The organism is Paraburkholderia sp. PAMB 6770 (assembly GCF_057748135.1).
In genome coordinates this window covers 816,709-828,763 of record NZ_CM173239.1, presented here as the reverse complement: position 1 = coordinate 828,763, position 12,055 = coordinate 816,709, and the positions used below count along the sequence as shown (strand labels likewise).

The 12,055-nt window shown below is 69.1% G+C and carries 9 protein-coding genes; 3 read left to right on the top strand and 6 right to left on the bottom strand.

Annotated features, from left to right (window positions below; all coding sequences use genetic code 11):
• Positions 1-56: 56 nt before the first annotated feature.
• Positions 57-506 carry a hypothetical protein gene (locus tag AC3AP7_RS21115; protein ID WP_487364505.1) on the top strand — a complete coding sequence of 150 codons (450 nt, stop codon included), beginning with the start codon at positions 57-59 and terminating at the stop codon, positions 504-506.
• A gap of 112 nt (positions 507-618) precedes the next feature.
• On the opposite strand, the gene AC3AP7_RS21110 is transcribed toward AC3AP7_RS21115, so the two are convergent.
• The 5 genes from AC3AP7_RS21110 to AC3AP7_RS21090 form a co-directional block, all read right to left on the bottom strand.
• Positions 619-1,470, bottom strand: coding sequence for a carbohydrate ABC transporter permease (locus AC3AP7_RS21110; protein ID WP_487364504.1), 852 nt, complete (start codon positions 1,468-1,470; stop codon positions 619-621).
• A 10-nt stretch (positions 1,471-1,480) separates the two neighbouring features.
• Complete coding sequence (locus AC3AP7_RS21105) at positions 1,481-2,446, bottom strand: carbohydrate ABC transporter permease (RefSeq protein ID WP_487364503.1); 966 nt, start codon at positions 2,444-2,446, stop codon at positions 1,481-1,483.
• 66 nt (positions 2,447-2,512) lie between these two features.
• Positions 2,513-3,766, bottom strand: coding sequence for an ABC transporter substrate-binding protein (locus AC3AP7_RS21100; protein ID WP_487364502.1), 1,254 nt, complete (start codon positions 3,764-3,766; stop codon positions 2,513-2,515).
• A 98-nt stretch (positions 3,767-3,864) separates the two neighbouring features.
• On the bottom strand, positions 3,865-5,841 hold the full coding sequence (locus tag AC3AP7_RS21095) for a beta-galactosidase (protein ID WP_487364501.1): 1,977 nt from the start codon (positions 5,839-5,841) through the stop codon (positions 3,865-3,867).
• An 11-nt stretch (positions 5,842-5,852) separates the two neighbouring features.
• Positions 5,853-7,001: an ABC transporter ATP-binding protein gene (locus AC3AP7_RS21090; protein ID WP_487364500.1), complete on the bottom strand. Its 1,149-nt coding sequence runs from the start codon at positions 6,999-7,001 to the stop codon at positions 5,853-5,855.
• A 189-nt stretch (positions 7,002-7,190) separates the two neighbouring features.
• Between AC3AP7_RS21090 and AC3AP7_RS21085 the strand changes: the two genes are divergently transcribed.
• Positions 7,191-8,225, top strand: a complete 1,035-nt coding sequence (locus AC3AP7_RS21085) for a LacI family DNA-binding transcriptional regulator (RefSeq protein WP_487364499.1) — start codon at positions 7,191-7,193, stop codon at positions 8,223-8,225.
• Between the two features lie 228 nt (positions 8,226-8,453).
• Positions 8,454-9,566, top strand: coding sequence for an aromatic ring-hydroxylating dioxygenase subunit alpha (locus AC3AP7_RS21080; protein WP_487364498.1), 1,113 nt, complete (start codon positions 8,454-8,456; stop codon positions 9,564-9,566).
• Positions 9,567-9,710: 144 nt separating this feature from the next.
• Here AC3AP7_RS21080 and AC3AP7_RS21075 read toward each other — a convergent pair whose 3' ends face one another.
• Entirely contained in the window at positions 9,711-12,029 is a 2,319-nt protein-coding gene (locus AC3AP7_RS21075) for an EAL domain-containing protein (protein ID WP_487364497.1), read from the bottom strand.
• Between the last annotated feature and the right edge of the window lie 26 nt (positions 12,030-12,055).

Here is a 12,055-nt window from a genome sequence, read left to right as displayed (position 1 = left end):
GTCGCAGAAGCACGCGCAGACTGGCCGCATAACACAGTGCGACCACGGAGGCCGCTATGACGATCGACAACGCGTGGCAAGGCCAGCCGCGCCGCCCCGCCGACGCCGCCGCCGGCGAGTGGCGCGCGCCGCCTGAGCAGCAGGCCGCGGCGTCCCGGCCGCCGCGCACATCGCGCGCGGGGCGCGCGGTGCTGGCGCTCGTGTGCGTGTGGTCGCTCGTCGAGATTCCGTTCGAATGGAGCCCGCCGGACGGCGCCGCGCAATTCGCCGCGCTGCTCGTCGCGAAGTGCCTGCTCGTCGGCATCGGCGGCGCGGCATTCGTCGGGCTGCGCTATGCGCGGGCGCTGTTTGCGTTCGTCTGCGGCGCCGGCGCGCTCGCGGTGTCGTCGACGCTGCCGTTCGTCTATCACGTATCGCCCCCGCTGTTCGCGATCGCGCTGGTCGAATGCGTGCTGAAGACGCTGTTCGTGCTCGTCTGCGCGGGCGAATACCTGACCCTCCGCTGAGCCCCGCGCACGCAAAAAAGCCCGCGCGAAGCGGGCAACCTTCCCGGTAGAGATCACAACCTCCCGCACCGGACATGCGGCGCACGCGCACAACCGCGCGCGTGCGCTGCATTCAACCTTTGGTCGCGCCGAACGTGAGGCCGGCGACGAAGTGCTTCTGCATCGCGAAGAACATCAGCACCGACGGCAACGCCGCGAGGATCGAGCCCGCCGACACGAGATTCCAGGCGGTCGTCCACTGCCCCTGCAGCGCGGCCACCCCGACGGTGATCGGCGCGGCGGCATCGCCCTGCGTGAGACACAGCGCCCAGAAGTAGTCGTTCCAGACGAACGTGAATACGAGAATCGCGAGCGCCGCGAGCGCGGGGCGAATCAGCGGCAGCACGATGCGAAAGAACACGGTCCACTCGTTCGCGCCTTCGATGCGCGCCGCCTCGACCAGTTCGAACGGCAACTGCTTGATGAAGTTGCGCAGGAACAGCGTGCAAAAGCCGGTCTGGAACGACACGTGAAACAGGATCAGCGCGCCCACCGTGTTGTACAGGCCCAGCTTCAGCGACAGGTCGCGCACCGGGATCATCAGCACCTGGATCGGCACGAAGTTGCCGGCGACGAACGTCGCGAACAGCGACGTGTTGCCGCGAAAGCGGTAGATCGCGAGCGCGAAGCCCGCCATCGAGGCGAGCGCGATCGAGCCCGCCACCGCCGGCAGCGTGATCAGCACGCTGTTCCAGAAGTAATGCAGCATCGGCGAGGTGATCAGCGCGTCGCGGTAGTTCTCGATCAGCGCGAAGTGCTTCGGCCAGCCCCAGTAGTTGCCCTCGGCGAGTTCCTCGGACGAGCGCACCGAGGTGAGCAGCACCGCCAGTAGCGGCAGCAGCCAGATCACCAGCGCGACGGGCAGCGACAGCTTGTAGAGGCGGCGCGAGACCGGCTTCCATTTGTCGATCGGCAGCGGATACATATCGGGCTCCTTATTGCTCGGCGCGCAGCATCCGGCGCAGATGGTAGACGATGTAGATCAGCATGATGCCGAACAGCACGGCCGCGATCGCCGCCGAGTAACCGATCCGGTAGTACTTGATCGCCTGGTCGTACATGTAATACGCGAGCACGGTCGAGCTTTCGAACGGACCGCCGCCCGTCATCACCGAAATCAGGTCGAAGCTGCGCAGCGCGCCGATCACCGTCACGACGATCGCCATGAACGTGGTGGGCCGCAGTTGCGGCAGGATCACGTGCCACAGCATCGCCCAGCCGCGCGCGCCTTCCATGCGCGCGGCCTCGACCTGCTCCGCGTTCAGCGCCGTCAGCCCGGTCAGATACAGGATCATGCAGTACGCGGTCTGCGGCCACAGCGCCGCGAACACAATGCCGAGCGTCGCGTAGCGCGGATCGCCGAGCACCGGCACGCCGTGGCCGAGAATCAGCGCGAGCAGGCCGAAGGTCGGGTCGTAGAACCACGAGAAGATCAGCCCGACCACGACGCCCGACAGCACGAACGGCGCGAAAAACAGCGACTTCACGATGCGGATGCCCGCCACGGCCTGGTTCAGGTACAGCGCCAGCGCGAGCCCCATCGGCGGCGCGAGCAGGAACAGCACGAGCCAGATCAGGTTGTTCTTCAACGCCGTGTAGAAGGTCGGCGACTGGAACAGCTCGACGTAGTTCGCGAGACCGACGAAGCTCGGCGGCGTCATGCCGTCCCAGTGATAGAAGCTGATGCGCAGCGTCGACAGGATCGGCCAGATCACGTAGATCGCGACCATCACGCACGCGGGCGCGAGAAACAGAATCGCTGCGCGGCGCTGCCGGCGCGCGGTGGGCGACGGCCCGCGCGTGCGCCGCGCGCGCGGCGGCACGCCGGGCTGCGCGGCGCTGCCCGTGGGGTCGGGGGCGCCGCCGGCGGGTATCGATCGACGGCTGACGGAATCAATCACGGCCACTCTCCTGAACGAACGTCGTGCGGGCGCGGCGGCACGGTGCCGCCGCGCCCGCGCACTGCGTCACTTCTTGTAGATCCGCAGGCGGTCCTGCTCCAGCTGCGCGAGGATCTGGTCGAGCTTCGTCGGATCGGACACGAACTCCTGCATGCCCTTCATCCCTTCGTCGGCCATTTCCTTCGTCATGTCGCGGTCGTAGAACTGCGCGATGCCGCCGCGCGTCGTCGACAGGATGTGGAAGCCGATTCGCGCGATCGGGTCATCCGGCAGCGGCGACTGGCTGTTCGCCGACAGCGAGCCGAGCCCGTCGGCCAGTTGCGCGCCGATCTTCGGCGTCTCGACGAACTTCAGGAACGCATGCGCCGCGGCCTTGTCCTTCGCATTCGACGGAATGTGCAGCGACTCGACCGGACCGTCTTCGGCAGTCGGCACCTTCGGATCGATGATCGGGAAGCGGAAGAAGCCCATCTCCGGCTTCACGCTCGCCGGGAAGCCGCCGGAGATGAAGGTGCCCATCAGCATCATCGCGGCCTTGCCCTGGAACAGGAACGGCTGCGCCGCATCGAGGTTGTACGACAGCGAGTTGTCGATGAAGTAGCCGTCGTCGATCAGCTGCTTCCACGTCAGGTAGACCTTCTTCACGCGCGGATCGGTATAGGGCACCTCGCCCGCCATCAGCTTCTGGTGGAACGCGTTGCCGTTCAGGCGCAGGTCCAGATAGTCGAACCAGCCGGCGAGCGTCCACGCGTCGCGCCCGGCCACGGCGATCGGCGTGATGCCGGCGGCCTTCAGCTTCTTGCAGTCGGCGAGAAAGTCGTCCCAGGTCTTCGGCTCCGCGCCGATGCCGACCTTGCTGAACAGGTCCTTCCGGTAGAACATCCCCCACGCGTAGTAGACGGTCGGCGCCGCGTACTGCTTGCCGTCATACGAGGACGCTTCCTTCGTCGACGCGTACATCTGGTCCCAGCCGTTCTTCGTCCAGTCGGCGCTCAGGTCCTCGAACAGGCCGCGCTTCGCGTAATAGGCCATGCGCTCGCCGTCGTGCCACGTGACGATGTCCGGCGCGACCGTCGTGAGCCAGCCCGGCAGTTGCACCTTGTACGCTTCCTCGTCGATGAACGACACGTTCACCGTCGTGCCCGGATGCGCCTGCTTGTACTCGTCGATCACCTGCTGCCACACCGCGCGCTGGCTCGCGCCCTTGAACGCGATGTTGATCGCGAGCGTGTCCGCCTGCGCGGTGCCGGCCATCGAGGCCGCCGCGGCAGCCGCGCCCAGTGCGACAGCGCCCATTGCCTTGCGAAGTCTGAAAGTCATACCTGTCTCCTTGGTTGTACGTCGTTGTGCGTGCTGCCGGGTACTGCGTTCATCAACAGGGGCGCGGACGAGCCGCGCCGTCAAGCAGGCGGACCGCGTCATGCGGACCGGTAAACCGCGACGCCCTGCGGCGCGATCTCGCGCGCGCCGAGCACGAAGGCGTCGTCGGCGACCCCGGCAAGCCGGTGCGCGGTATCGCCGTAGTTGAACACATACGTGAGCCCGCCGCGCCGGCTCACGCGCACGCCGTCCGCGCACGGCTCGACCGCGAGGCCCGCGGCGCGCGCGATCGACGCGAACAGGCGCGCGCTCAGCGCGTCGTCGAACAGGCTCGCGAAGTAATGCAGCGTGCCGTGCCGCACCCACGCCGGGTGCCCGTCGGCGAAGCGCGCGCCGATCTCGGCCTGGGGCGCCGCGCCGGTATCGATCAGGTCGCGCCAGTGGCGCGCGCGCCCGTCGCCGGCCGCGCTGCCGGCCAGCATCACCGGCTCGGTGACGTTCGGCCGCAGCGATTCGACGCGCCACACGCGCACCGGCAGCAGCTCGGCGAGCGGCCCCGGCGGCAGTTGCGCGGGAATCTGCAGGTCGGCCGTCTTCGAGCCGGTGCGCGGTCCGATCACGACCTGCGCGCCCGAGCGCGCGAGGCGTCCGGCGAAGCCTTCCGGCAGCACCGGCAGCGGCGGCACGACGATCATCCGGTAGCCGTCGAGCGGCGCGCTCGCCGGCACCACGTCGACGTCGAGCCCGAGGCTGCGCAGCGCCGAGTAGTACTCGAACGCGAAGCGCGGATAGTGGAAGTCCGCGCCCTGCGGATGAACCTCGCACAGCCACTTCGCCTCGTAGTCGTAGACGAGCGCGACCGGCGCGCGCACCGCGGCATTCGCATCGGGCGCCGCGGCGAGCACCGCGCCGATCTCGGCGGCGACCTGGCCGGCTTCGCTGCCGCCCACGTCGAGCCGGTTGTCCGGCGTGTTCAGCCCCGCGTGCATCTGCTCCTGCGCAAACGGCGCCTGGCGCCAGCGGAAGTACGACACGCAGCCCGCGCCGTGCGCGAACGCTTCCCAGCTCCACAGCCGCACCATGCCCGGCAGCGGGGCGGGGTTCCACTGCGCCCAGTTCACCGGTCCCGGCTGCTGCTCCATCACCCAGAACGGCAGCTTCGACATGCCGCGATAGACGTCGTGATTGAACGCCGCGAAATCCGGGTGCCCGGTGCGCAGCCACTTCGCCTTCAGCTCGGGCTCGAACCACTGCTCTTCGAGCGCGCCGAGCGGGTAGCTGTCCCAGGCGGCCACGTCGAGGTCGGCCGCGACCTTGTAGTGGTCGAACTCCGTGAAGAGCTGCATGAAGTTATGCGCGACCGGGCGGTCCGGCGAATGCGCGCGGATGATCTCGACCTGCATCCGGTTGTAGCGCGCCACCTCGTCGGACGCGAAGCGCCGGTAGTCGAGCCGGTGCGACGGATGCGCCTCGGTCACGGTGCCGACCGGCGCGTCGATCTCGTCGAAGCTGCGGTATTCCATGCTCCAGAACACGGTGCCCCACGCGCGGTTCAGTGCGTCGACGCTCCGGTAGCGCGCCTTCAGCCATTCGCGAAAACGCGCGAGCGCGGCCGGCGAGTAGCTGACGACCGTGTGGTGGCAGCCGAACTCGTTGTCGGTCTGCCAGAACGCGACTGCCGGATGCCGGCCGTAGCGCTCGGCCACCGCGGTGCAGATGCGCCGCGATGCTTCGTAGTACGAAGGAGACGAGAAATCGTAGTGACGCCGCGAGCCGAACGCGCGGACGCGGCCATCGGGGCCGACCGGCAGGATGTCCGGATGACGGTCGACGAGCCACTTCGGCGGCGTCGCGGTCGGCGTGCACATCACGACCTGCAGGCCGGCCGCGCCGAGCACGTCGATCGCGCGGTCGAGCCAGCCCCAGTCGTACTCGCCGGGCGTCGGCTCGATGCGGCTCCATGCGAACTCCGCGATCCGCACCTGCTCGATGCCGAGCGCTTTCATCCGGCGGGCATCGTCTTCCCAGAGCGATTCGGGCCAGTGTTCCGGGTAATAACAGACTCCAAGGCGCATCCGATTGTCCTTTAAACGTGGTGTGCGACGGATTCGAGCAACGGAACGGCGAAGCCGTCCTCGGTAAACAGATGGCAGGCGGCAGCCTCCGCGCGCAGGCTCACGCGCGCGCCGGGCTGCAGGTGCGCGGTGCCCGGCGCCTTCGCGATCAGCACCGCGCCGTGCGGGTCGTCCAGATGCACGTAGCTGTGCTCGCCGAGCTGCTCGACGAGCACGACGCCGCGCGTGAGCACGCCGTCGCCGGCGTTGGCCCCATCGGCGACGAGTTCCAGGTGCTCTGGACGCACGCCGAACGTGACGGGCTGGCCGACCGTGAGCGCCGCGCCGTCGACGCATGCGCGCACGGTCTCGCCGTCGTCGAGCGTCGCGGTCACGCCGAGCGCGTCGCACGCCGAGACGCGCGCGGCGAGGAAATTCATGCGCGGCGAGCCGATGAAGCCCGCGACGAAGCGGCTCGCCGGCCGGTGATACAGGTCGAGCGGCGCGCCGATCTGCGCGATGCTGCCGTAGCGCTGGGTGTCGGCGCCCGCGTGCAGCAGCACGATCTTGTCGGCGAGCGTCATCGCTTCGATCTGGTCGTGCGTCACGTAGACGACGCTCGCCTTCGCGAACTGCCGGTGCAGGCGCGCGATTTCGACGCGCGTCTGGCCGCGCAGCGTGGCGTCGAGATTCGACAGCGGTTCGTCGAACAGGAACACGCCCGGCTCGCGCACGATCGCGCGGCCGATCGCGACGCGCTGGCGCTGGCCGCCGGAGAGCGCCTTCGGACGCCGTTCAAGCAGCGCTTCGAGCTGCAGGATGCGGGCGGCCTCGCGAACCTTGCGATCGATCTCGTGTTTGGGGAGTTTGGCGAGCTTCAGACCAAAGGCCATGTTCTCGTAGACGGTCATGTGCGGGAACAGCGCGTAGCTCTGGAACACCATTGCGACGCCGCGCTGCGCGGACGGCACGTCGTTCACGAGCCGCTCGCCGATCGACAGGTCGCCGTCGGTCACGTCTTCCAGGCCGGCGATCATCCGCAGCAGCGTCGACTTGCCGCAGCCGGAGGGCCCGAGGAACACGCAGAACTCGTTCTCGCCGATCTCCAGATCGACGTTGCGGATGACCGGGACGCCCTCGCCGTACGATTTCTGGACGCCTCTTAAGGAAATGCTCGCCATTGCGCCGTCTCCGTGATTTAATCCGATCCGAAACGGAGATTAAGCGCTTAATCTACAGGGCCTAAAAAAATGATCGCGTGCGATCAGGGCCCTGCAGCGTCTCCGATATCGTGTCGTGTAGGTTCGATAGTGCCGCGCCTCGCGCGGGAATGCAAACTTTGGGTAGCACTCCCACATAGTGATCACACCATGACCACCCTCAGCGAAGTGGCGCGCCGCGCCGGCTGCACGCCCGCCACGGTGTCGAACGTGCTGCGCAACCGCGGCCGCGTGGGCGAACAGACCCGCCAGCGGGTGCTCGAGGCGGTCGCGGCCCTCAACTACCGGCCGCACCTCGCCGCGCGCGCGCTCGCCGAAGGGCGCGCGCCGACCATCGCGCTGATGGTATCGAGCATTGCGAACCCGTTCTATCCGGAGTTCGCGCTAGCGGTCGAGCAGGCGGCGCGCACGAGCGGTCATTTCCTCATCATCTGCAACACGAACGAGGATCCCTTGACGGGCCGCGCCTACCTCGAACAGATTGCCGGCACGCTGTCCGAGGGCGTGCTCGTGATGAACGCGAATCTCGACTTCGCCGATCTGCACAAGACCGAGGCGCGCGGCGCGCCGGTCGTGCTGTGCATGTGGGAGCGGCCCCTCGACCCGCCGGGCCTGCCGTGCGTGGCGGTGGACTTCCGGCTTGCCGGCGAGCTGGCCGGCCGGCATCTGCTCGAACTCGGCCATCGCCGCATCGGCGTGATCGCCGGCAGCAAGGCGTCGGGCATCCACGTGGCGCGGCACGACGGCTTCGACGACGCGCTGCGCGCGGCCGGCGTCGCCCTGCGCGACATCCCGGTGCGCCATGCGCGCGACACCGCCGAGGGCGGCTATCAGGCCGCGCGCGAACTGCTCGAAGCGCATCCTGAGCTTACCGCGCTCCTTGTGACCAACGACCTGCCCGCGCTCGGCGCGCTGCACGCGGCGGCCGATCTCGGACGCGACGTGCCGCGCGACCTGTCGGTGATCGGCATCACCGACATCCAGCTGGCGCGCGAAGCGCGGCCGGCGCTGACCACGGTGGCCGTGCCGACCGTCGAGGCGGCGGGGCTCGCGGTCGCGCTACTGCGCGAGCTGATCGAAGCGGCGCCGCGCGGCGCGGCAAGCGCGCCGCGCGTGTGCGTGACCTCGCCGCCGCGTCTCGTCGTGCGGGCATCGACGCAGGCCGTGCCGGCGGGCGGGCGCTAGCAGGATGCGGCGGCCGCGGCCGATGGCGCGCATCGCTTGCGCGCTGCCGCCCGCCCTGCCCGCGTCGCGCGAACGCCGCACCGGAATCGGGTACGATCCGGCAACCGGCTCGACGCGGGCATCTTGGGCATCGCAGGCATCCCGGACCGCGCAGCCCGTCCGCCCAGTCCGGGCCGCGGGACTTCCTATCCTCAGTACCACTATCGGATTTCACCGAACAGGCTCACCATGCTGACGAATCTCTGGTATGTCGTCGCGCCGTCCGCGCACCTGGGCACGGACGTGCTGCCCGTGCGGCTGCTCGGCCAGCGCTTTGTCGCGTTTCGCGACGAGCAGGGCGAGCCGCGGCTGCTCTCCGACATCTGCGTGCATCGTGGCGGGTCGCTGTCGGCCGGCATCAGGCACGAATCGACCGTGCAATGTCCGTATCACGGCTGGCGCTTCGACGGCGCGGGCCGCTGCACGCACATCCCCGCGCAGCCCGCCGCGCGCATTCCGGCCAAGGCGCGCGTCGACGCCTACCCGACCTGCGAACGCTACGGCTGGATCTGGGCCTTCCTCGGCGATCTGCCCGAGGCCGAACGCGCGCCGCTGCCCGATCTCGGCTGGGTCGACGATCCGGCCGTGCGCGTCGTGCGCGGGCATTTCGACTGGCAGGCCAGCTGGGACCGCGTGATCGAGAACGGCCTCGATTTCGCGCACGCGCCATTCGTCCACGGCTCGACTTTCGGCGATCCGGCGCATCCGGAGATGGCGGCGTTCGACGTCGAGACCGACGCATGGAGCGGCCGCGCGGTGATGACGATGCGCCGCCCGGTCCGGCGCGGCTGGCTGCGCCGCACGCCGACCGGCGCGCACGTCGACGTGCGCACGACGCCGGGCTTTCATCTGAGCGGACCGTGCGCGACGCTCGAACTCGCGCCGCGCGACGGCTGGCGCGTCCATCTCGTCTCCGCCCACGTGCCGGTGGAGGCCAACCGGACACGCACGTGGTGGATGATGGGCCGCACGTTCCTGCGCTCGCCGCTCTTCGACGGCATGACGATCCGGCGCAACCTGCGAGTCTTCGCGGAGGATCACGCGGTGCTCGCGAAGGTGCGGCCCGAACGCGTGCCGGGTGACTGGCAGCAGGAAGTGTCGGTGCGCGCCGACGCGCTGCAGATCGCGTTTCGCCAGCAGGTGCGCGCGCTCGAAGCGCGCGGCTGGGGCATCGACGAGCGCCGGCTCGCGCGCGATTACACCGGACGCGTCGCCTGCGCGGTGCCGGGCCCGGCGCGCCGCGACGCGCGGCACTGGGCGATCGAACCGATCCCGCTCGGCGAGGGCGCAGCGGACGCCTGAGCCGCGCCAGAACGACACGCTCGCCTCACGTGAGCCACACATAGGCCGCACGCGCCACGTTCACGTCCACGTTCACGTTCACGTCCACATTACGTTCGCGTCCACGTCCCATTCACGTCCGTTGCCCGCGCGTCCCGCCGCGGATCACTCCAGCGCCGGCCACGGCAGATATGGCGCCGACCAGTCGAGTTCGGTGCCGATCACGAGGCGGCTTTGCGGCGCCTGGACCGCCATCGTGACCGCGATGCACGGCCGGCCGCTCGCCAGCGAAAGATAAGGACTGCTTGCTACCGGCACACCGGGCTGCAACACCGCGTTGCGGAAGTACGGCCGGTGATCCCATCGCGCATCGCGCGGATCGGCGACCGGCTGCAGCGTATCGCTGAGGCTTGCGCCCGCCACGCCGGTCACTTCCGGGCCGATCTGGCGGCCGCGTTCATCGAGAAGAAAGCAGCTGATGCACAACTGCAATTGCGTCAGCTCCGCGCACGCCTCGCGCATCGGCAAGCCGGCGAGCAGAGCATCGGCCGCGCCGCACAGCGTGATCCGGTAAGGCTCGATGCGGGTCTCGAACAGCGCGTGCTGGTGCGCGCGGCCTTGTGCGATCACGTCGAACGCATGATCGATCATGCGGTTCGTCTCTTCGGGCGCCGCGACCTCGGGCGAAGGACGGCCGAGCAGATAGCCCTGCGCGAAGTCGACGTTCGACTCGATCGCGAGAATCAGTTCCTCGGTGGTCTCGACGCCCTCGACGACCACCAGCATCCCGGCCTGATGCAGCAGCGACACGAGCCTCGGCAGGATCGACTGCTGGGTGCCGGGCATCGTCGCGCGGATCAGTTCGCCGTCGAGCTTCACGAAGTTCGGGTGAATCCGGAACAGCCGGTCGAGATTCGACTGGCCCGCGCCGAAATCGTCGACGGCGATCAGGAAGCCGTGCTCGCGATAGCACGCGGCCGCACGCGACATCTCGTCGATGCTGCCGCCATGCGATTCGAGAATCTCCAGCACGATGCGCGCCGGCGCGAGTCCCGCCTCGCGCGCGAGGATCGCGAGCTGGTCCGCGTAGCCGCGCGCGACGAAAGTCTCCGGCAGGATGTTCAGGAAGAGCCACGTGTCGTCGCCGACGCGGCGCCGCGCATGGGCGAGATGGACCGCATGGCTCGCGCGGTCGAGCGCGCCTTCGTCGCCGAGCGGGCGCGGCGCGAACAGCACGACGGGCGGCACCAGCGAACCATCGGCGTCCTCGCCGCGCAGCAGCGCCTCGAAGCCGACCTGCTTCTGATGCGACAGGCTGTAGAGCGGCTGGAAATGCGACGTGAGCGTGTAGTTGTCCCAGCGCGGCCGGCCCGTTTGCGCGAGCGAGCCGCCGCGCAGCAGCGCGGTCGCGTCGAGCGGCGCCGCGCGTTCCGCGCAGACGCGGTTGCGCCCGGTCTGCTTCGCGCGCAGCAGCGCCTCGTCGGCGCGGTCGAGCAGCGCGAGGACGGTTTCGCCGCGCCGGTATTCGGCTACGCCGAAGCTCGCGCTCAGCAGGCCGTCCGGACGCGCGATGCGCCCGATCGCGGCGCGCAGTGTCTGCGCCAGCCCGATCGCGCCCGCGAGGCCGTCGCGCCGCAACAGCACGAACTCCTCGCCGCCGATCCGGCTCACGCTGTCATGCACCGTGACGTGATCCATCAGCACGCGCGCGACCGCGGACAGCGCCTGGTCGCCGATTGCGTGGCCGAACTGGTCGTTCAGCGACTTGAAGTTGTCGATGTCGAGGTAGATCGCGCTCGCCTGCGCGTCCGCGCCGGACGCCTTCAGCCGCCGCTCGGCCTGTTCGAGAAACGCGCGGCGGTTCTGCAGGCCGGTGAGTGGATCGGTCGCGGCGAGTTGCGCGAGGCGGTTTTCGAGCAGGAAATGGTCGCGCCGGAACCAGTAGAAACCGAAGTGGAACACCGCCGAGGTCGGCAGGCCGATCGCCACCCACAGCCACGCGACCACGTTCACGTCGTGCGCGTGCGGCTGGCGAAACAGCAGCGGCAAGCCGATCGCATAGCAGACCGCGGTGCCGGCGGCGAAATGCGTCGGCGTGAGCCACAGCGGCGCGGAGCAGATCGGGATCACCATCAGCGCGGGCAGCTCCCACAGCAGCGGATGCGCCACCCCGGCAACGTTCAGCGCGATGCCGATCAGCAGCACCAGCGTGTACGCGACGCCGAGCGCGCCGAACAGCCACGTGCTGCGCGTGTAGCGCACCGCCGACGCGATCAGCCCAAGACACGCGACACAGGCGAGCCGGTACGGCAGCGCGACGGCCGGTCCCGCCACGAGATCGCGTGCGAGCACGAACAGCAGGCTCGCGATTACCGTGAAGGTCATCGTGAAGGTCAGGAGCGGACGCTGCTGATCGAGCGAGCGCCGGTGAAAGCGGTGACGCAGATGGGCTTCGGTCGTCAATTGCATGGGGAGGGAAATCATTGTGATTGCCACCAGGCCAGTTTCGT

Excerpts from the sequence above, each read along its gene's own strand:
- AC3AP7_RS21115 (WP_487364505.1), top strand. The coding sequence starts at position 57 with ATGACGATCGACAACGCGTGGCAAGGCCAGCCGCGCCGCCCCGCCGAC.
- AC3AP7_RS21110 (WP_487364504.1), bottom strand. The coding sequence starts at position 1,470 with ATGTATCCGCTGCCGATCGACAAATGGAAGCCGGTCTCGCGCCGCCTC.
- AC3AP7_RS21100 (WP_487364502.1), bottom strand. The coding sequence starts at position 3,766 with ATGACTTTCAGACTTCGCAAGGCAATGGGCGCTGTCGCACTGGGCGCG.
- AC3AP7_RS21095 (WP_487364501.1), bottom strand. The coding sequence starts at position 5,841 with ATGCGCCTTGGAGTCTGTTATTACCCGGAACACTGGCCCGAATCGCTC.
- AC3AP7_RS21090 (WP_487364500.1), bottom strand. The coding sequence starts at position 7,001 with ATGGCGAGCATTTCCTTAAGAGGCGTCCAGAAATCGTACGGCGAGGGC.
- AC3AP7_RS21085 (WP_487364499.1), top strand. The coding sequence starts at position 7,191 with ATGACCACCCTCAGCGAAGTGGCGCGCCGCGCCGGCTGCACGCCCGCC.
- AC3AP7_RS21080 (WP_487364498.1), top strand. The coding sequence starts at position 8,454 with ATGCTGACGAATCTCTGGTATGTCGTCGCGCCGTCCGCGCACCTGGGC.
- AC3AP7_RS21075 (WP_487364497.1), bottom strand. The coding sequence starts at position 12,029 with ATGATTTCCCTCCCCATGCAATTGACGACCGAAGCCCATCTGCGTCAC.